At 40.9% G+C, this 19,395-nt stretch carries 19 protein-coding genes; 9 read left to right on the top strand and 10 right to left on the bottom strand.

The genetic code is table 11. From position 1 onward, the window contains the following. Window positions 1–396 precede the first annotated feature (396 nt). Window positions 397–1,260: a nucleotidyltransferase-like protein gene (locus CSV67_RS11845; protein ID WP_369803177.1), complete on the bottom strand. Its 864-nt coding sequence runs from the start codon at window positions 1,258–1,260 to the stop codon at window positions 397–399. Between the two features lie 158 nt (window positions 1,261–1,418). Between CSV67_RS11845 and CSV67_RS11840 the strand changes: the two genes are divergently transcribed. Then, complete coding sequence (locus CSV67_RS11840) at window positions 1,419–1,775, top strand: YgzB family protein (protein ID WP_099631794.1); 357 nt, start codon at window positions 1,419–1,421, stop codon at window positions 1,773–1,775. A 40-nt stretch (window positions 1,776–1,815) separates the two neighbouring features. Here CSV67_RS11840 and perR read toward each other — a convergent pair whose 3' ends face one another. The 3 genes from perR to bcp all read right to left on the bottom strand — a co-directional run bounded on the left by perR (window position 1,816) and on the right by bcp (window position 3,795). Beyond that, a complete protein-coding gene (gene perR / locus CSV67_RS11835; protein WP_099631793.1) occupies window positions 1,816–2,262 on the bottom strand; it encodes a peroxide-responsive transcriptional repressor PerR in 447 nt (148 codons plus the stop codon). A gap of 102 nt (window positions 2,263–2,364) precedes the next feature. Beyond that, window positions 2,365–3,309 (bottom strand): D-2-hydroxyacid dehydrogenase, encoded by a 945-nt coding sequence (locus CSV67_RS11830; RefSeq protein ID WP_099631792.1) that lies wholly within the window; start codon window positions 3,307–3,309, stop codon window positions 2,365–2,367. 12 nt (window positions 3,310–3,321) lie between these two features. Further along, window positions 3,322–3,795, bottom strand: coding sequence for a thioredoxin-dependent thiol peroxidase (gene bcp / locus CSV67_RS11825; RefSeq protein WP_099631791.1), 474 nt, complete (start codon window positions 3,793–3,795; stop codon window positions 3,322–3,324). A gap of 172 nt (window positions 3,796–3,967) precedes the next feature. Here bcp and CSV67_RS11820 point away from each other — a divergent pair, with 172 nt between their 5' ends. Together CSV67_RS11820 and CSV67_RS11815 are read left to right on the top strand one after the other, a co-directional pair. Next, window positions 3,968–5,254, top strand: a complete 1,287-nt coding sequence (locus CSV67_RS11820) for a glutamate-1-semialdehyde 2,1-aminomutase (protein WP_099631790.1) — start codon at window positions 3,968–3,970, stop codon at window positions 5,252–5,254. Window positions 5,255–5,328: 74 nt separating this feature from the next. Beyond that, complete coding sequence (locus CSV67_RS11815; RefSeq protein WP_099631789.1) at window positions 5,329–6,408, top strand: FUSC family protein; 1,080 nt, start codon at window positions 5,329–5,331, stop codon at window positions 6,406–6,408. A gap of 136 nt (window positions 6,409–6,544) precedes the next feature. Here CSV67_RS11815 and CSV67_RS11810 read toward each other — a convergent pair whose 3' ends face one another. The 4 genes from CSV67_RS11810 to mutY all read right to left on the bottom strand — a co-directional run bounded on the left by CSV67_RS11810 (window position 6,545) and on the right by mutY (window position 10,516). Beyond that, on the bottom strand, window positions 6,545–8,290 hold the full coding sequence (locus CSV67_RS11810; RefSeq protein WP_099631788.1) for an ABC transporter ATP-binding protein: 1,746 nt from the start codon (window positions 8,288–8,290) through the stop codon (window positions 6,545–6,547). Between the two features lie 48 nt (window positions 8,291–8,338). Then, window positions 8,339–8,887, bottom strand: coding sequence for a nucleoside tri-diphosphate phosphatase (gene ntdP, locus CSV67_RS11805; protein WP_099631787.1), 549 nt, complete (start codon window positions 8,885–8,887; stop codon window positions 8,339–8,341). Window positions 8,888–9,082: 195 nt separating this feature from the next. Next, the gene (locus CSV67_RS11800) at window positions 9,083–9,397 is read right to left on the bottom strand and encodes a gamma-type small acid-soluble spore protein (protein WP_099631786.1); all 315 of its coding nucleotides are present in this window, start codon (window positions 9,395–9,397) and stop codon (window positions 9,083–9,085) included. Between the two features lie 72 nt (window positions 9,398–9,469). After that, window positions 9,470–10,516, bottom strand: coding sequence for an A/G-specific adenine glycosylase (gene mutY / locus CSV67_RS11795; RefSeq protein ID WP_099631785.1), 1,047 nt, complete (start codon window positions 10,514–10,516; stop codon window positions 9,470–9,472). 97 nt (window positions 10,517–10,613) lie between these two features. Here mutY and CSV67_RS11790 point away from each other — a divergent pair, with 97 nt between their 5' ends. Further along, window positions 10,614–11,597 (top strand): metal-dependent hydrolase, encoded by a 984-nt coding sequence (locus tag CSV67_RS11790; RefSeq protein ID WP_099631784.1) that lies wholly within the window; start codon window positions 10,614–10,616, stop codon window positions 11,595–11,597. Between the two features lie 39 nt (window positions 11,598–11,636). Here the strand turns inward: CSV67_RS11790 and CSV67_RS11785 are convergent, their stop codons facing one another. Further along, window positions 11,637–11,969, bottom strand: coding sequence for a YfhH family protein (locus CSV67_RS11785; RefSeq protein ID WP_099631783.1), 333 nt, complete (start codon window positions 11,967–11,969; stop codon window positions 11,637–11,639). After that, window positions 11,959–12,771, bottom strand: a complete 813-nt coding sequence (recX, locus tag CSV67_RS11780; RefSeq protein WP_099631782.1) for a recombination regulator RecX — start codon at window positions 12,769–12,771, stop codon at window positions 11,959–11,961. The genes CSV67_RS11785 and recX overlap by 11 nt, the downstream gene beginning before the upstream one ends. Window positions 12,772–12,864: 93 nt before the next feature. Here recX and CSV67_RS11775 point away from each other — a divergent pair, with 93 nt between their 5' ends. The 5 genes from CSV67_RS11775 to CSV67_RS11755 all read left to right on the top strand — a co-directional run bounded on the left by CSV67_RS11775 (window position 12,865) and on the right by CSV67_RS11755 (window position 19,153). Beyond that, complete coding sequence (locus CSV67_RS11775; protein ID WP_099631781.1) at window positions 12,865–13,764, top strand: TIGR01777 family oxidoreductase; 900 nt, start codon at window positions 12,865–12,867, stop codon at window positions 13,762–13,764. A 162-nt stretch (window positions 13,765–13,926) separates the two neighbouring features. Next, window positions 13,927–14,667 carry a delta-lactam-biosynthetic de-N-acetylase gene (pdaA, locus tag CSV67_RS11770; protein ID WP_369803176.1) on the top strand — a complete coding sequence of 247 codons (741 nt, stop codon included), beginning with the start codon at window positions 13,927–13,929 and terminating at the stop codon, window positions 14,665–14,667. Window positions 14,668–15,018: 351 nt separating this feature from the next. Beyond that, entirely contained in the window at window positions 15,019–15,189 is a 171-nt protein-coding gene (locus CSV67_RS16830) for an SE1561 family protein (RefSeq protein ID WP_099631779.1), read from the top strand. 24 nt (window positions 15,190–15,213) lie between these two features. Continuing rightward, on the top strand, window positions 15,214–16,746 hold the full coding sequence (locus CSV67_RS11760; RefSeq protein ID WP_099631778.1) for a fumarate hydratase: 1,533 nt from the start codon (window positions 15,214–15,216) through the stop codon (window positions 16,744–16,746). 502 nt (window positions 16,747–17,248) lie between these two features. Then, the gene (locus tag CSV67_RS11755; RefSeq protein ID WP_099631777.1) at window positions 17,249–19,153 is read left to right on the top strand and encodes a heavy metal translocating P-type ATPase; all 1,905 of its coding nucleotides are present in this window, start codon (window positions 17,249–17,251) and stop codon (window positions 19,151–19,153) included. The last annotated feature ends 242 nt before the right edge of the window (window positions 19,154–19,395 follow it).

The raw sequence follows: 19,395 nt of genomic DNA, 5'->3' as shown, positions 1-19,395 counted from the left end.
TCCCTCCTTCTCTCCTTCATCTCCTAGTACTTCACTACATCTTGTCAGTCAGTAAAATGAAAATTCGATTAGCTCGAGTTTCATTTGCTGGCATCAATTAAGATACTCATTTTGTTTGTGTCACCGTTAGGTGCGCAAACTGTATTTCGTTAACGTTTTGCTGTTCAGTTTTCAAGGTTCGTGTTTTGCACTTCTTGTAAAAGCAACTTCTCTAATATAGCTCATCTTGCATTCATTCGTCAAGTCTTTTTTAAAATTCTTTTTTCGAATGTTTTGTGTGCGCTGTTAGAACGTTTGCCCCAAGCGACATTTACTATAATAACATGATACCAAAGAATAAGTCAACAACTATTTCAATAAAAAATGTAGAGCGATCATAGAATCGCTCTATGACAGCTACCGAGCTCTTATAATACGGTACTCTCTATGGAATAGCAAGTCATTTTTAGATGCTACTTGTGTAATTTCTATTAGACGCTTGTCCACTAAATGCTCGATAAAGAATTCTAAATCCGAAGAATACAACGCTAGCTCATCCTGTTCATATAATTGCTGAACAGTCCATGATTCCTTTTCACTCATAATCGTCAACAAATGCACAGCTGCTTCATTCGTGTAGTTATGGATGAAGAACTCACTTGCCAAGAATACCAAATCCAAACGCTTCCCTAACTCCTCTTCACTGCCAATCAGTTCTTCATATAACTTAAAAACAGCTGGATCTATTTTCTTCATCTGTGCCCAGACAGTATTTTCAGGTAGGACATTACGTTTAACAGCAACGAACCTAGCTAGGTGATGCAAAGTATTGATCGCGTATAGATAGGAATCCATATATTGTTTTCTTTCGAAATGAATTTTCCCTTCATTATAAGCGCGAATCATTTTAGCCATTTCCATTCCCATTTTAATACCCCGACCAAACAACGGCTCTTCTGATAAACGTTCTTTCAGTCGTTCCGCATATTCATCACGGTCAAAAAATACTTTTCCAAGGATAAGCCAATCGATGATTTTCTTGTTCGTCCCTACAAGCAACCAATGCGTTAATTGTCGTTCACTAATGATGTGCATAGCGGCCTTACGTCTGCCATCTGTATAATGTTTTGTTTGAATGGGTATCTCATTGTTTGAGGTAATAATAAATAAGATTTCATCAAAGGTATCAGTGATCGGGTCGTCTTCTCTTTGATTACCAATGAGAAGCACGCTTAATGTCTCAGGTAAACTTGCTCTTTCTTGATACACCGGTCGTAGCATTTGCTCCACTTTCTCGCCTCCCAGTTTTCTATATACCGTCTCGAATACTCTAATTCGACGATTTTCACATAAAGTCCTTTATTTTAAAGGGAGTTTATACTGCAATTAAATAATAATATGATATATTAGGTGAGGATAGCGTTAGGAGGAAACTTGAAATGAAGCCTTACAAAAATAAAATAAATCGCATTCGTTCGTTTGCCTTGGCACTTATTTTCATTGGCGTTGTCATTATGTACATCGGAATCTTTTTCCGTTCCAATGAAATTGTCATGCTGATCTTTATGTTCTTGGGAATGCTTGCCATTATCGGTAGTACAGTAGTGTACGCTTGGATTGGTACTTTATCGACACGGGCTATACGAGTACAATGTCCGAATTGCGGTAAGCATACGAAAGTACTCGGACGGGTTGATATGTGTGGACATTGCCGCGAGCCATTAACACTTGATCCAAACCTTGAAGGTAAAGAATTCGACATCGCGTATAATAAAAAAGTGAAGCAAGAAAAATAATACTAAATAAAAGAGTGTAACCCCAGTGGGCTACACTCTTTTATTTTGCTTGATTTTGTTGCGTCGCTGCACAGTCAGGACAAGTTCCGTATACTTCCAGTCGATGTGAATTTACTTGGAACCCGGTTACATGCGCTGCAAGACGTTCTACTTCTTCTAGACCAGGATGATGGAAATCTACGATTTTTCCACAATCGTCACAAATAATATGGTAATGATCATGTGTCACAAAATCAAAACGACTCGATGCATCTCCATAAGTCAACTCTTTTACTAATCCAGAGTTTTGGAATACACGTAAGTTGTTATAAACTGTAGCCACACTCATATTAGGAAAATCTTCTTCTAGCGCTTTATAGATTTCATCAGCAGTTGGATGTGAATGGGATGTGATTAAATACTCGAGAATCGCATGTCGTTGCGGAGTAATTCTCACACCACTTTCTTTCAATGTTACTAATGCATCTTTTAAGAACACTCCAGGCATCGTAATGCACCTCACTTCATAAGGATTACTTCTTTATAATCATTATAATTAGTTTACTCAACTGTGGGGTGTATTGTCAACTATTCTGCCGGTAATGCTACATTAATAGCCTCTCGACAAATCCACTTGATTGATGAGATCTTGATCTCCCACTACCCATTTCTCAAGATTCGTATCCATAATGTCTAAAGATCGTTTAATATATTGATCTGACAGACTGGACATATGAGGGGATACCGTACAGTTCGGCAACTCCCAAAATGGACTTTCCTTAGGTAACGGCTCTGTTTCAAAGACATCAAGCACCGCATGACGAATTTCATTTTGTTTTAACGCATCCAACACATACTGCTCTTTTACTGCGTCGCCCCTGCCCACATTCATAAAAACAGCCGTCTCTCTCATGGCACGGAAATGTTCCGGTTGATAAATCCATCGCGTTTGAGGTGTGCTTGGCAATATAGAAATCACATAATCGACGTGAGGTAGTTTTCCCATAATTTCATCTAAAGAAATCGCTTCATTCATATAAGGACTTGAATGACCTGTACGGTTACATCCAATTGTATGTACATGAAATGCCTGTAGAAGCCTTCCGATTTCTCCTCCTATTGCTCCTGTTCCTACTATTAAAGCCGTGGAGAGATTCATTTCACCAGGCAAAGAGTCTAACGCCCATTTTTTCTCCGTCTCTCTTTTATAGATATCTGGTAATCCTCTTTCAAGGGATAGTAAATGTGCCAGTACGGATTCGGCTAACGGCATTTTATGAACCCCATGGGAATTAGTAACTAGAACATCTCGCGCCTGAAGCGCTTCGCTCGGCAATGTATCGACTCCTACAGCCGCAACCATGACCCATTTCAATTTAAGAGCTTTTTCGACATGTTCTGATCTCAAATCCCCACCATCTGTCACGATTACATCTATATCTTCCAATGAAGCTTTATCAATATTTGTTGTATGCAAAAATTCGACATTCGGATATTTTTCTATCAATTGCTCTTTAAATGAGGTTTCAATCTTAAATGTGAATAATATCTTCATATTATCTACCTCCTAGTTCGTCAGTTGCTCCAAAGTCGCAAGTGCATCTGCTACATGACCTTTCACACGAACCTTCCGCCATTCTTTCACTACCGTACCCGTTGGATCAATTAAGAATGTCGATCGCTCTATTCCCATATACTCTTTACCGAAGTTCTTTTTTAGCTTCCACACACCATACTGTTCAGCCACTATATGATCTTCATCTACCAATAAAGAAAATGGCAAGCCGTGCTTCGCGATAAACTTTTGATGGGAAGCCGCATGGTCAGGACTGACACCTAGCACTACAGCATTTAACCCTTCAAAATCCGCTTGCGCATCACGAAAATCACAAGCCTCTGTCGTACAGCCAGGTGTTGAGTCTTTTGGATAAAAGTATAACACTACGTATTTCTTTCCTTTAAATTGGTCTAATGAAACTATTTCACCATTTTCATTTGCTAACGAAAATGCTGGTGCTTGTTTTCCCTCTAATTTTTCCATTGTGAATCCTCCTTTAATATATAGACGAATAGCGTACTTCGATCTCTCCCTACTTATCGTATCGGAAGTATTTGAATTTTACAATTTACCTATACTTCACTCTGAAAGTAGAGACTTCACTTGGATTAATGCTAAAATGGATAACGTATAATTGATTTGGAGGAATTAACTAATGAACCGAAAGAATTCAGAAGCAATTTATGCTGTAGCATGTGAACATATTGTGGGTGGCGTCAACAGCCCTGCCCGTGCTTATGGAGCCGTTGGCGGAGGTGCACCTACTGTCATGGAACGTGCAGAAGGCGCTTATATCTATGATGTAGATGGCAATCGTTATATTGACTACTTGGGGGCATACGGTCCGATCATTACAGGACATGCGCACCCTCACATAACCAAAGCAATTACGAAGGCAGCGGAAACAGGCGTACTGTACGGCACACCTACACGCCACGAAGTACAATTTGCCAAAATGTTAAAAGAGGCTATTCCAGGAATGGACAAAGTCCGCTTCGTGAATTCAGGTACTGAGGCTGTCATGACAACAATTCGTGTAGCAAGGGCATATACTGGACGTACAAAGATTATGAAGTTTGCGGGTTGCTATCACGGCCATTCGGATCTTGTATTAGTAGCTGCCGGATCAGGTCCTGCTACATTAGGCACACCAGATTCTGCAGGCGTACCTTCTTCTATCGCGGAAGAGGTCATTACCATTCCGTTTAATGATCCCGAAAGCTATAAAGCAGCGATGGAACAATGGGGTGATGAACTTGCTTGTCTTCTAATCGAACCGATTGTCGGGAACTTTGGTATTGTCGAGCCAAATGAAGGTTTCTTGGAACTCGTTCATGATCTGGCAAAAGAGCATGGTGTTTTGACTATCTATGATGAAGTCATTACAGCGTTCCGTTTTCATTATGGTGCGGCACAAACGTTACTCGGACTTCAACCGGATTTAACAGCATTCGGAAAAATTATTGGTGGCGGCTTGCCGATCGGTGCTTATGGCGGTAAAAAAGAAGTTATGGAACAAGTCGCTCCACTCGGCCCTGCCTATCAAGCCGGAACAATGGCGGGAAATCCTGCATCTATGCTTTCAGGAATTGCGTGTCTTGAAGTACTTCAAGAACCAGGTATCTATGATGAGATGGATCGCTTAGGCGGTTTACTTGAAGATGGCATACTAAAGTTGGCTAAAAAACACCGTGTCCAATTGACGACCAATCGTCTAGGAGGGGCACTTACATTGTTTTTCACAGACGTCAAAGTGGAAAACTACAAGCAAGCTGAAGCGACAGACGGAGAAATCTTCGGCCGTTTCTTTATAGAGATGCTGAAAAACGGTATCAACTTAGCACCATCAAAGTATGAGGCATGGTTCTTAACTTCTGCTCATACCGAGTCAGATATAAACGAAACACTTGAAGCAGTAGAACGTGCATTTAAAGCACTTTGAAATAGAACAATTGACCGTTTTATGCGTATATTGTAAAGTTAGCATAAAAAAGCTTTTAGGAAAGGAATTACCCAATGAAACTTGGTGCCCGCGTCTTTAAGACGGGTATTGCGATTGTGTTTGCTCTGTTCCTCGCAAATTTACTAGAATTACCTACAGCAGTGTTCGCAGGTATTGCAGCTATTTTCGCAATCCAACCCTCTATTTACAGATCTTACTTAACAATAGTAGAACAGTTGCAAGGTAATTTAATCGGTGCCACTATAGCAGTCTTATTCACACTTATTTTCGGGCCACAATTAATCATCGTCGGTTTGGCAGCTGTCATCGTCATGACGATTATGTTGAAACTCGGACTTGAAAAGTCTATGTCACTTGCACTCGTCACGATGATTGCAGTGATGGAGGTTAAAGACGACGCCTTCTTAACATTTGCTCTCCTACGCGTAGGTACAATTTTGGTAGGTGTACTGGCGGCATTCCTCGTGAATCTAGTATTTATGCCACCAAAATATGAAACAAAACTATTTCAGGCGATTCATCAAGCACAAGATGAAATTATTCGTTGGACGCGTCTAGCTGGTCGTCAGGCTTCGGAACACACAGCTATGAAGAAATCATTGAGTAAGTTAAAGGAACGCCTAATACAAATTGATCAGCTGTACTTATTATTTAAAGAAGAGCGCAGCTACTTCAAAAAAACTTCTGCCGCAAAAGCGAGACGGCTTGTTGTCTATCGCCAATTGATCGGTACAACTAGGAGTAGTTATGACGTGCTAAAAAGGCTGCATAAGTTTGAAAATGAACTCATCAATCTCCCCGAGCACTTCCGTATGATGATTCAGGAGCGTCTGGAATCATTACTCGTCTATCATGAACAGCTTCATCTGAAATTTGTCGGTAAGTTAAAGGCGGATTTCGACGACGAAGAAACCCATAGTGAGTTTATTCAACGACAAGAAGTGATGAATATTTTTGTGAAGGAAATTGCGATTACTAATGAGGAAGAGGAATTCTCTTCCTATCACTTACTTCATGTCCTATCTGCTATCCTGAATTACGAGGAACAGCTGGAGCATCTGGATACCTTGATCACTTCTTATCAAACACGATATGAAGATGAAGAAAATATTCTAGAAGATGAATTTTATTAATAAAACGGTGGTGGACTTGTATAGTCCTCCACCGTTTTTATTTGTATAAATTGTTTACATACATAGCCGAAGTTCATTTGCCAAATAGTTCGGATTGCCGTTACAGACTCACACTATTTCACTCGCATCGACCCTATTATCCCCCAAATTCTTGGCGATTGAACAAACCAGCGTACGTGCCGTTTAGTTTCATCAACTCCGAATGAGTACCAGATTCTTTCAAGTCCCCATGATCTATCACATAAATACAATCCGCATGCGTAATGGTAGATAAGCGATGTGCGACGATTAGCGTTGTGCGATTGTGGGCCAAGCGTTCCAAAGAATCCTGTATGAGCGCTTCGCTTTCTAAATCCAAAGCCGATGTTGCTTCATCCAAGATGAGCAATGCCGGGTTCTTAAGAAAAACGCGGGCAATGGAGATACGTTGCTTCTGTCCACCAGACAACTTCACGCCACGCTCTCCTACCCTTGTATCATATCCATCACTCAGTGTTTCAATAAAGTCATGCGCATTTGCGGCTTTCGCTGCAGCAATGACTTCTTCATCTGTCGCATCCGGTTTCCCCATCAAAATATTACTTTTGACAGAATCGCTAAATAGAATTGAATCTTGAAGTACCATACCGATCTGATCACGAAGCGATTTAATTTTTACGTCACGAATATCATGACCGTCGATGCGAATAGCGCCCGATGTAACATCATAAAATCGCGGAATCAAACTGATAATAGTTGATTTTCCTCCACCACTCATCCCAACAAGTGCAGCCGTTTCGCCAGGGCGGATGTTCAAACTAATATTTGTCAGTACTTCATCTTCCTCATACGCAAAGCTGACACGATCAAACTCAATCTTCCCAGCAATCGATGGTAAAACTTTCGCATCCTTTTTATCGACCACGTCATACTTTTCATTCATTAAGTCCAGTACTCTGTCCATTGAAGCAAATGATTGCGTCAAGGAAGTAGATGAGTTTACAAGACGACGTAACGGTGAGTAGAGTCTTTCTATGAAAGCAATAAAAGCAACCATCGTTCCAACTGTTAAAGAACCATTGATTACTTGATAACCAGCATAGCCAACAACGAGTAAAGGAGCCACATCGGTAATCGTATTGACAACTGCAAATGCTTTGGCATTCCAGCGTGTATGTTCAATTGCCCGGTCAAGAAATTTATTGTTTACTTCATCAAAACGTTCCTGCTCTTTGTCTTCGATTGCAAAACTTTTAATAATACTGACGCCCGCCACACGCTCATGTAAATAACTTTGTACATCGGCAAGTGCTTGGGATCGTTTGCGTGTTAGTTGACGCAATTTACCGAAGAAATGCTTGACGCTAAACGCATAAAACGGAAATGCGAGCAATGTAACGAGTGTCAGCTCCACATCCAGAGTCAACATGATGGCAATTGCAATAACAATGGTAGCCAAATCAAGCCAGACATTCATCAAACCAATCATGACGAAGTTTTTTGTCTGTTCTACGTCATTTATAACTCGCGAAATTACTTCACCTGCACGTGTATTGGAATAGAAACGAAGTCCAAGCTTTTGCAAATGACCGTAAAGCGATTTGCGGATATCAAACAAAATTTTATTACTCACTAATTGCGCATAGTATTGACGATAATATTCCACAGGTGGACGGATCAAGAAAAACACAATGATCGTGCCACCGAGCCAATAAAATAATTGCTTCGTTTTATCAGAATCACTTAATGTCGGCGAACCGATAATATCATCAATCACAATTTTAATTAATAATGGCAAAAACAATGGAATAGCAAACTTCACAATACCAATGAGAACGGTGAAGACAATTTGCCAGTTATAAGGCTTTACGAATTGAAGATAACGTTTAATACTCTCGCCCATTCTATTCCCCCTACTAAAAAAACCTGACTTGCACGAATGCAAGCAGGTCTAGCTTTGTTCTTCTTGAATTTGCTTATAAAATTCATAACGTGAAGTCCAGACATCAATGAAATCAGGAGCAAAGGGACCTTTCCTTTGTTTGATCCAGCCAAGAAGCTTCTTTAAGTTATCCTGCAAGATTAAGTCGATAACTTCCGGATAATGCATTTGACGCTTATGATCCGCATATTCGTCTTCATCGAGAATCAAATAGCTCATATCAGGAAACACTTTTACATCCAAGTCATAATCGATATACTTCAAGTACTTTTCATCGTAAACGAATGGCGAACTCATGTTGACATAATAGTAGACACCATCTTCACGTAGCATACAAATGATGTTAAACCAGTTTTCTGCATGGAAATAGCAAATTGATGGCTCACGTGTTAGCCAAGTACGACCATCAGACTCTGTCACGAGCGTGCGTTCATTGCCACCGATAATAATATTGCGTGTGCCTTTTAATACGAGTGTCTCTTGCCAGACACGATGAATTTTGCCGTTATGTTTGTAGCTGTGTATCTGTACCGTTTCTCCTTCTTTTGGAATCGCCATTTTTATACCACCTTTGAGCCTTACCGCTCTTGCTATTTGTCTATTATACCAACAGCTTTCCAAAATTTAAAACGATTCAACCATCTATTTCGTATTTGATTGAATCCAGTAGGACCACGGCATGTTTTTTCACACAAGAAAACCGGTAGAAATGGCTTATAACAGCCTTTTCTACCGGTCGTCGATGTCTAACGCTTAGTTTGAACCTTTATACTGGTTCGCACGCGCTCCTGAAGCTTTTTGTTTGTTTGCTTCTGCTTTGTTGATTTGTTGTTTCACTTCATTGACATCTGTTTCAGATCCGAACTCCTCGTTCATAGAGGACTGCATCGCTTGTGAAGAAGACTGCATGTTCATTGCAGACTGCGCGTTTTGCTGACGAACTTGATTAACGTCCGTCTCGGAAGCGAACTCTTCATTCATCGATGATTGCGCATTTTGTTTCTTCACTTGGTTCGCATCTGTCATAGATGGGTTTTGCTGTGAATTTCGATTTGATTGGTTTGGCATGTTTTATTCACCTCCGTACTCACTATGATGTCCTATAAGTCAGGATTTTATTCACGGTAGGGTCTAAAGTTTTTACCATTCCAGCAATTCGATAATTTTCAGGACAGGTTTTGACTTTGGCAATGCTTCCACTTCCTCTTTAGTGAAGAACTGCAAATCGCCTTCTGCTTGTGGAGCTTCCAATTGTGCACGATACACATGAATATTCCATGTGATATGGGAAAATACGTGAAGGACATGCGGTAACTCTTGAATATGATTTAATTTTAATCCATTCTCTTTTTCAAATGTTTCCACTGCAGAAGTATCTTGAAGTTCGATCATCGGAAATTCCCAAAGGCTAGCAAGCAGTCCGGTACTTGGACGTTTTTGCAACAGCCATTTGCCCTCTTCATTTTGAATCGCGAAAGCCGCCATCGTAACATGCTTCATTTTTTGTTTTTTTATCTTAATTGGCAATTGCCGTTGTTTTCCTTCTTCAAAGGCGATACAAAATTCCCTAACAGGGCATAATAAACAATGTGGATTCGGCGTACAAATTGTGGCACCCAGTTCCATAAGCGCTTGGTTGAAGGAAGATGGATTCTCTTCCGAAATTAATTGCATCACAGCTTGTTCAAATAACTTTTTATTACGCGGCAAAGCGATATCTTCCTCAATTAATAAAATTCTCGACAATACCCGCATAACATTCCCGTCTACTGCATGTTCAGGTACGCCATAGGCAATACTTAAGATAGCACCTGCCGTATAGGGTCCCACACCTTTTAAAGTAGAAATTTCTTTTCGGTTATTAGGGACTTTACCACCATATGTTTCAACAACTTCCCTCACGCCCGACTGCAAATTACGTACTCTGGAGTAATACCCTAGTCCTTCCCACATTTTCAAGATATCTTCTTCAGGTGCAGCTGAAAGATCTTGCATCGTAGGAAACTTTTCAATAAAACGCTCATAATACGGTATTACAGTATCTACTCGTGTCTGTTGTAACATAACTTCCGAAATCCAAATATAGTATGGATTGTCCGTCCTTCTCCAGGGTAGGTCCCGTTTTTCAGCTTCATACCAATTTAATAACGCATCTTGGAATGCCTTCTTTTGTTCAATAATTTGCATATGGACCTCGCTTCTTCGTGTAAATACTTTTAGTTATGATAATAAAGGGTATATAATTATAGATAGTATACAACTCTTCCAATAAAGGAGTGATGATTTGGATACGGGTACACATATTGCTATGGGTGTTGCGATCAGTGGATTGGCTCTTGCTGATTCAGTCGTAGCAACTGAACCTGCCACAATGGGCGCCGTTTTTGCGGGTATTATGATCGGTTCACTAATTCCCGATATCGATACGGTGTTGAAACTTCGAAACAACGCTGTCTATTTACGTAATCACCGCGGTATTACGCATTCGGTTCCAGCTGTAATGCTATGGCCGTTGCTGATTTCCATATTATTGACTATCTTTGTTCCTGGCGCCATTTTCTTTCACGTCTGGGCTTGGACTTTTTTAGCGGTATTCACACATGTATTTGTGGATATCTTTAACTCATATGGTACACAAGCCCTTCGCCCATTTTCTCAAAAGTGGGTGGCCATAGGAGTCATTAATACATTTGATCCAATTATTTTCGGACTCCATGTCATTGCGATCCTGGCATGGGTGTTCGGCGCACCCCCAGTCTTCACGATGTCTATATTATATGTCGTCATCTTCTTCTATTACCTATTGCGCTTCGCAGTTAAGAGCGCAGTGAAGAATGCAGTGAAGAAGACGATTCCAAACGCAACGCATATATTTACTGCACCCACGATGAACTTCTTTCAGTGGCGAATAGCTGCCACGACTGACGTTGATCATTTTGTAGGACGAGCATACGGACGTTCCATTACAATCTACGAACGATTCGAGCGTGAAGTGATGCCGATGTCCCCCGTAGTTGAAGTGGCATTGGAAGATCCGAACATGCAGGCTTTCACTTCATTCTCCCCACTATATCGTTGGTCGATTTCGGAAGAAGGCCATATTTACGAAGTTCGTTTAATTGATTTACGTTATCGAAGTAAGGGTTACTACCCATTCGTCGCAGTCGCCCATGTGAATGAAGACTTGGAAGTAGTCAATTCCTATACAGGATGGATATTCTCTGAAGAAAAGTTGCGTAAAAAGCTTAATTTCGCTCCAAACAACTAAAGAACGTTCGTGCAGTATTGCACGAGCGCTCTTTTTTGTTTATTTTCCACTTTTTATATCTTTCAACATAGCAAGAGGCAACGCTTCTTCCGCTCTCTCGCCACCTAAGCGATAGCCCCAAGCGAACAATCCTTTGAGGTAATCTACTTGAAAGAAGACTCCATCGTCCCCTTCAATGCGGTACATCTCGCCTGGCTTGATGCTAGCTGGATCTACAAGATAGGATTGCACAAGAACTGCCTTTCTTTGGTGAACCGCATATTCACTGATCATCCCCATCTGTTCTGCCTTACGTGCTTTTTCCATTAGATTGGCGATTTCGCTGCGCAGTTCGTTTTCATTCATATCACTATAATGTTTTTCAGTACTCATCTTCTTCATTCCTTTTCTGTTCAATAAATTGATCGATTTGACTAAGTGGAATGCCCTTTTGATACATAGATTGTTTCACGCGCTGTCTAAGATCGGATCCTGAGTATTTGCTTTGGTACCGCCTCCACGCCTTCTCGCCAAATGTAGACGTGATATCGGACCATTCATCTTCATCACGTTCGATCGTTACACTGCTGAGAACTTCCGAAATTTGCTGATAAGAAAAACCTTTTCTAGCTAATGTATTTTGTATTTTTTGCTTAACTTGTGCTGGTGGCTGTGAACTATTCGATCGCATCGTCTTTTCAGCCAGCTTCATAGCATTAGCCATTTGATCTTCCATTGTATATTCCTCCAATGCTTGAGTTTGCAGTTCTTTGGGTATACCTTTTTTATAGAGGGATTGCTGAATAGCTCTCGGACCTTTTAACGTACTATTTTTTTCTGTACGTACAAGAGCTTCCGAAAATGCTTCATCATTCAAAAAGCCCAGTCGTTTTAATTTCACGATAGCTTCCAGAACAACCGCTTCCCCATAGTCTTTTTCAAGCAATTTCTTTTTAACTTCCATTTCACTCCGCATTCGGAATGATAAAAAATGCAATGCACGATTAAATGCCTTTTCGATCTGGTCGGAATACACAATCTCTTCCGTTGACCAATCATCCAATTCCATTCCTTTCGTGAGTTCAAATTTCACTAGGACCGTTTCATGGACACTAAATGCATATTGATCATCAAGAAAAATATTATAACGTTCGCTATCTCGTTTTTGTTGTGATATTTTGGTAATAAGCGGCACGTTTCCATCACCTACTTTATCTTAGTATACCGCTTCTAGTGGTGGTGGTCAGCAATAGTGTACTAATTTTCATTAGATTGGAGGGAAACCTTTATGAAAGTGGTTATTGCAGGTGGTACTGGATTCATTGGCAGCATTCTGACTGAGAAATTGAAGGATAACGGGCATGAAGTAGTCATTTTAACGCGTAAACCCTCATCGAAGCAAAATGGAATTCAATATGTACAATGGTTAACCGATCATACTTCACCTGAAAATGAAGTCGGGCAGGTTGATGCTTTCGTCAATTTAGCGGGCGTGTCCATAGATGATAGTCGCTGGTCCAAAGAACGAAAAAAGCAGATCTACGATAGCAGAATAACAGCTACACAAGAAGTTTTGCGGATTATAAGAAGACTTACAAAGAAACCTCGCGTCCTAGTGAACGCAAGTGCAATCGGCATTTATCCTACATCACTTACTGCTGAATATACCGAAGATTCCTCTGCAGTCGGCGATGATTTTTTAGCCAAAACCGTATCCGATTGGGAAAATCTCGCAGGACAGGCAAATGAAATGGGTGTACGAACTGTATGTACCCGCTTCGGCATAGTGCTCGGTATAGAAGGCGGAGCACTTCCACTCATTAAACTGCCTTATCAATTATTCGCAGGTGGTAAAATAGGTTCAGGCAATCAATGGTTCTCGTGGGTACACGTTGAAGACGTAGCCAGTGCAATCCTCTTCGCAATTGAGAATGATGACGTAGAAGGTCCTGTTAACGTAGTCGCACCGAGTCCAATGCATATGAATGCTTTTGGGAAAACAATCGGAAAAGTATTGCACCGTCCACATTGGTTTCCGGTTCCAAGTTTTGCAATGAAAGTGGCTTTGGGAGAAAAGAGTATCGTCGTTTTGCAAGGTCAGCATGTACTACCAAAAAAGTTGTTGGCTAATGGCTTTACATTTACTTATCCTTCATTACGACCGGCGCTTGAAGACTTATTAAAATGATTTCAAATGTTTGTTAAAACGTACTCACGTTTTGACAAACTTTTTTTTCATTACATACAAAAAGCGTATTGGCACATGCTTAATAAAAAGGAGTGACGCTTAATGACTCATCATTTGTCAGGAATTTTACTGGCATCTTGTTTGCTAATTGTTGGCGTGGTGATGAATCCCTTTACTGTTCAAGCTGATGCTTTTCATTGGGGTTTCAAGAAAGCTACTGAAGGTGTTCCCCCTTCTGCCGGAGCAGAACTAGATAAATTGCTTGATGATTATGGCGCGATTTACAAAGGGAAAGGAGATAAAAAAGTCGTCTATCTAACATTTGATAACGGATATGAGAACGGCTACACTGAAAGCATTTTAGACACGCTGAAAAAGGAGAAAGCGCCCGCCACATTTTTCTTGACAGGACATTATGTGAAAAGTGCCAGTGATTTAGTGAAACGTATGGTGAAAGATGGCCATAGTATCGGAAATCATTCATACGATCACCCGAACATGGCGAATATAACCGAACAACAAATGGAAGACGAGTGGAAGAAACTAGATGAAATTGTAAATGCTACTACTGGTCTAAAGAGGACAATCTATACGAGACCACCGGAGGGGACATTTAATGCGAAGGTACTGCAAAAAGGAAATGATCTAGGATATAGACATATTTTCTGGTCTGTTGCATTCATTGACTGGCATCGAGATCAACGAAAAGGAAAAGCGTATGCTTATAATGAATTGATGAACCAATTACACCCAGGCGCTGTCATTCTAATGCATACCGTAGCAGCTGATAATGCAGAGGCACTCCCCGATTTCATCCGTGATGCCAAGAAGCAAGGCTATGAATTCCATTCACTGGATCGGTTAGTGGAGGAATATGAGAAAGGAAATACCATTACACAATAAATCAGAGACCTTATCTGTATGTACACAACCAACAGATAAGGTCTCTAATTATTATCTACATCTTCAGTTTGCATGTTAACATTCGTAGTTATCCAACGTGATCACCAATGTTGGATTGTTACGGATCCCCTCCTTCGTTGTTATGTGTCTAGGATTCGATTCGTCTCTATAACTACGACCTCCTTTTCTTTTGATTAAACTTACTATAACAACTATTCAGTTAATTGTAAAGTGTTTTAATGAAAAATATTATTATTTTCTTTTTTTATAGTTTACGACTCGTATAACAAAATCAGATTGAAAAACATGGTGTTTTCGTATACGATATCAATGATAGAAAGAGGTGTGCGTATGGACAAATCACAAAATAATGAACAAGTCGTCGAACTGAAAAATCGATTCAATCAATTCATTGAAACATTAGAAGCAATTGAACCTGAACACACAGACCTGCAGGACATAGATCGCCTGATCATGTTACTCGATGAATTAGAAGAACAGATGGATAATTCGAAAAAATAACGTATACTAACGGGGGATTTTGAGATGTACATAGAGACAATTGAAAAGAGTATATATGAATTAGTTTGCGAAACGTCTACAAATTTGCCAAAAGATGTCCGACGCGCAATTCTTACCGCAAAGGAAAAAGAGAACAAAGGAACAAGCGCTGCAATGAGTTTGGATACGATTGCAAATAATATCAATATGGCAGATGATAAACTATCTCCAATTTGTCAGGATACTGGCCTTCCTACATTTAAGATTAAAACACCAATCGGGGTAAACCAATTGGAAATTAAAGCTGCAATTGTACGCGCTTTGGAGCTAGCTACGGAAAAAGGAAAGTTGCGTCCGAATGCTGTAGATTCATTGACTGGCGATAATAGTGGCAATAACTTAGGTATCGGGCTGCCCGTTGTAAAGTTTGAACAATGGGAAGAAGACTATATAGAAGCAAAGTTAATATTAAAGGGCGGCGGATGTGAAAACAAAAACATCCAATACAGCCTCCCTACTGAATTAGAAGGTCTTGGCCGTGCAGGACGCGACTTGGACGGTATTCGTAAATGTATCCTTCACTCGGTTTACCAGGCACAAGGACAAGGGTGTTCAGCTGGGTTTATCGGTGTTGGAATCGGTGGCGATCGTTCATCTGGATATGATCTGGCGAAAGAACAACTATTCCGCGATGTAACAGACGTTAATCCAGTTCCTGAACTTGCACAATTGGAAGACTACGTCTTAGAAAAAGCCAATCTCCTTGGAATTGGGACAATGGGCTTCGGCGGAGAAGCAACATTACTAGGATGTAAAATCGGTGTCATGCACCGCCTTCCTGCGAGCTTCTATGTATCTGTAGCATATAACTGCTGGGCATATCGTCGTATGGCAGTGAATATTAATGCAGAAACTGGCGAAATCATGGCCTGGCACTATAATGAAGGCGAGAAAATTGCATTCGAACAACCAGCTGAAGAAGCAAAATCCACTGCACGTATTGTACACTTGCAAGCACCTATTTCAGAAGAAGACGTACGTGATCTTCATGTTGGCGACGTTGTAAAAATTTCAGGCCGGATGTACACAGGCCGCGATGCGATCCATAAGCACTTAATGGACAACGACGCGCCAGTTGATTTGAATGGACAAGTCATCTATCACTGTGGACCCGTTGTTTTAAAGAACGATGAAGGCAAGTATGAGATCAAAGCAGCCGGCCCAACAACTTCTATGCGTGAAGAACCGTACCAAGGCGATATCATGAAGAAGTTCGGTATCCGCGCAGTGATCGGCAAAGGCGGCATGGGACCTAAAACACTTGCAGCTCTTAAAGAGCACGGCGGTGTATACTTGAACGGTATCGGCGGTGCGGCACAGTATTATGCTGACTGTATTAAAGAGGTAGAAGGCGTCGATTTGCTGGAGTTCGGTATTCCTGAAGCGTTATGGCATTTACGCGTAGAGGACTTCACTGCAGTCGTAACGATGGACTCACATGGTAACAGCCTGCATGCTGATATCGACAAGTCATCACTCGAGAAGCTCTCTCAGTTTAAAGAAAAAGTATTCAACTAATAAGCAAGCAGCGAACGAGAATTCTCATTCGCTGCTTTTTTGAATGAATTGATTTGCCTGAATAGTTGTCGGAGAGAGGATGCACTGTTGCGCTGCGTTCCAGGCGGACACGTTCGGGAGGGCCCGCGTTCACTTTTGACACGTTCTTAAGTTGGAGAGTGTACTTCAAGATCTTTTATCGCGCCTGATTTCGAACGCAAATTTAATTGTTGCTTGAACTTAACTTAGTTAGAAGTCTACACTAATTGTTTTGCTGCAATTCCTTCGTACACTCTCGGTCTACTTCCCTTCATTTATCAACTCCATCCAATATTTTGCTTGAATTAGACAAATAAGTAACACTTCTTATTCAGAAATGATATACTGTAGATAATAACTATTACAACTTCATATTTATTCTATTTAGATGCCCAAAAAGTCGATTCTACTACTGTAGAATCGACTTTACTGCTTTAATATGAGCTATGAAATTGAAATTCATTATCAATTAGGAGGAGAATACATGACAACACTTGCAAAAGAACAACCTGAACAGACGATTGACTGGTCTGCACGTCTAGAATTAATCGCCGCTATATTATCTGGGATTATCATTCTTACCGCATGGGCTTTGGGGAAAAATGGCGTAGAATCCTTTTCTGTCTCGCTGTATATCATAGCGTTTCTGATTGGTGGTTACGCCAAAGCCAAGGAAGGTATTGAAGAAACAATAAAAAATAAGGAACTGAACGTTGAGATGCTGATGATTTTTGCAGCCATTGGTTCAGGAATTATCGGATACTGGGCTGAAGGTGCAATTCTGATTTTTATCTTTGCAATTAGCGGGGCACTAGAAACTTACACTCTCAATAAAAGCCATAATGAAATATCTTCGTTGATGGAATTGCAGCCTGAGGAAGCGTGGTTGATCCTTGAAGACGGCAGTGAGAAAAAAGTATCTACTGACTCTTTATCGATTGGCTCTGTTTTGCTCGTTAAACCAGGTGAACGCATTCCGGTCGATGGCAAAGTATTAAGCGGTATCACTTCGATTGATATGTCAGCTATCAACGGGGAATCTATCCCGGTGACAAAGCAGGAAAACGATGAGTTATTTGCAGGAACCGTGAATATCAGCGGTGCAATTCGCATGACCATGACGAAACCTAGTTCCGAGACGTTATTTCAAAAGATTATCACGATGGTACAAAACGCGCAAAGCGAAAAGTCTCCTTCTCAACAATTTATCGAGCGTTTTGAAGGGTCTTATGTAAAGATTGTGTTGGCGGCTGTTGTGATTATGATGTTCTTACCCCACTTCTTGTTTAACTGGGATTGGACTACAACGTTCTACCGTGCAATTGTTTTGCTAGTCGTCGCTTCCCCTTGTGCGTTGATGGCTTCCATTATGCCTGCTACGCTAGCGGCTGTTTCCAATGGCGCTAGAAAAGGTGTGTTATTTAAAGGCGGCGTTCATTTAGAACACTTAAGTACATTGCAAGCATTCGCTTTTGATAAAACAGGTACCTTGACGAATGGAAAACCGATTGTGATGGATTTCATCGTTCGAGAAGGTGCTGATATGAAAGAGACGCTTGCTTTATTTGCAGGCGCGGAGTCACTCTCTAATCACCCGTTGGCAAAAGCCATTATCAATTACGCGACAGAGCATGGTGTAGAACCTGAACGCAACCTCCATATTGAAGACATTCCCGGATTTGGTATTAAAGCCGAGACCGATCATGGCGATATTCTAATCGGTAATCCAAAATTTGTTGGAGTAGAGTCAGTGGAAGAGTTCCAAGACAATGTGGCGGTATCGCTTGCGAATGAAGGTAAAACTGTCATTTTCATGAGAGACGAACAAGGAATTGTAGCGTTAGCTGCTTTACAAGATACATTACGAAAAGAAGCTATTTCTGCGATTAAATCTCTGCAATCTCTAGGACTTCGTACAGTTATGTTAACTGGCGATAATGAAAAGACCGCCCATGCAATTGCGGATGAAGTAGGTGTCGATACGTACGTAGCAGAATGTCTACCCGAAGAGAAAGTCGTTCAGCTTAAGTATTTATTGAAAGAATACGGTACAGTAGGTATGGTAGGAGACGGCATCAATGACGCTCCTGCACTGGCTACCGCTACTTCGGGCATTGCGATGGGTGAAGGAACAGATGTAGCATTGGAGACAGCCGATGTTGTTCTCATGCAAAACGACTTGAATCGCCTATCATATGCCATAAAGCTTTCGAGAAAAATGCAACGAATCGTTAAACAGAATGTCTTCTTCTCGATAGCTGTCATTTCAATCCTCATCATCGCTAACTTCATGCAGGTAGTGGATCTGCCTCTTGGTGTCATTGGACACGAAGGAAGTACGATCTTGGTTATCTTAAATGGATTACGGATGCTTAATAAAATAGAGTAAAATAAAAAGAGGCTGGGACATAACTTAAAAAAAAGTCCGTTCCCCTACGCTACAAAAGGCGCGCTTTCCGCGGGGCGCGCTTGAGCCTCCTCGTCGCTGGCGCTCCTGCGGGGTCTCAACATTCGCGCTGAATCCCGCAGGAGTCGGCCTTTTTCCGCTTCGGTACACTCTTGATTACTAACTAATTAAACTTTATAAATAATTTTTAATGAATTAAAAAAGGTATGAAGGTGTCTTCTCCT

It is taken from the genome of Sporosarcina sp. P2, from assembly GCF_002743255.1.
Taxonomy (GTDB): Bacteria; Bacillota; Bacilli; order Bacillales_A; family Planococcaceae; genus Sporosarcina.
This window is presented reverse-complemented; position numbering and strand designations above follow the sequence as displayed.

Bases quoted from the DNA above. Each gene is read 5' to 3' on its own strand.
- CSV67_RS11845 (WP_369803177.1), bottom strand. From the start codon at position 1,260: ATGCTACGACCGGTGTATCAAGAAAGAGCAAGTTTACCTGAGACATTA.
- CSV67_RS11840 (WP_099631794.1), top strand. From the start codon at position 1,419: ATGAAGCCTTACAAAAATAAAATAAATCGCATTCGTTCGTTTGCCTTG.
- perR (WP_099631793.1), bottom strand. From the start codon at position 2,262: ATGCCTGGAGTGTTCTTAAAAGATGCATTAGTAACATTGAAAGAAAGT.
- CSV67_RS11830 (WP_099631792.1), bottom strand. From the start codon at position 3,309: ATGAAGATATTATTCACATTTAAGATTGAAACCTCATTTAAAGAGCAA.
- bcp (WP_099631791.1), bottom strand. From the start codon at position 3,795: ATGGAAAAATTAGAGGGAAAACAAGCACCAGCATTTTCGTTAGCAAAT.
- CSV67_RS11820 (WP_099631790.1), top strand. From the start codon at position 3,968: ATGAACCGAAAGAATTCAGAAGCAATTTATGCTGTAGCATGTGAACAT.
- CSV67_RS11815 (WP_099631789.1), top strand. From the start codon at position 5,329: ATGAAACTTGGTGCCCGCGTCTTTAAGACGGGTATTGCGATTGTGTTT.
- CSV67_RS11810 (WP_099631788.1), bottom strand. From the start codon at position 8,290: ATGGGCGAGAGTATTAAACGTTATCTTCAATTCGTAAAGCCTTATAAC.
- ntdP (WP_099631787.1), bottom strand. From the start codon at position 8,887: ATGGCGATTCCAAAAGAAGGAGAAACGGTACAGATACACAGCTACAAA.
- CSV67_RS11800 (WP_099631786.1), bottom strand. From the start codon at position 9,397: ATGCCAAACCAATCAAATCGAAATTCACAGCAAAACCCATCTATGACA.
- mutY (WP_099631785.1), bottom strand. From the start codon at position 10,516: ATGCAAATTATTGAACAAAAGAAGGCATTCCAAGATGCGTTATTAAAT.
- CSV67_RS11785 (WP_099631783.1), bottom strand. From the start codon at position 11,969: ATGAGTACTGAAAAACATTATAGTGATATGAATGAAAACGAACTGCGC.
- CSV67_RS11775 (WP_099631781.1), top strand. From the start codon at position 12,865: ATGAAAGTGGTTATTGCAGGTGGTACTGGATTCATTGGCAGCATTCTG.
- pdaA (WP_369803176.1), top strand. From the start codon at position 13,927: ATGAATCCCTTTACTGTTCAAGCTGATGCTTTTCATTGGGGTTTCAAG.
- CSV67_RS16830 (WP_099631779.1), top strand. From the start codon at position 15,019: ATGGACAAATCACAAAATAATGAACAAGTCGTCGAACTGAAAAATCGA.
- CSV67_RS11760 (WP_099631778.1), top strand. From the start codon at position 15,214: ATGTACATAGAGACAATTGAAAAGAGTATATATGAATTAGTTTGCGAA.
- CSV67_RS11755 (WP_099631777.1), top strand. From the start codon at position 17,249: ATGACAACACTTGCAAAAGAACAACCTGAACAGACGATTGACTGGTCT.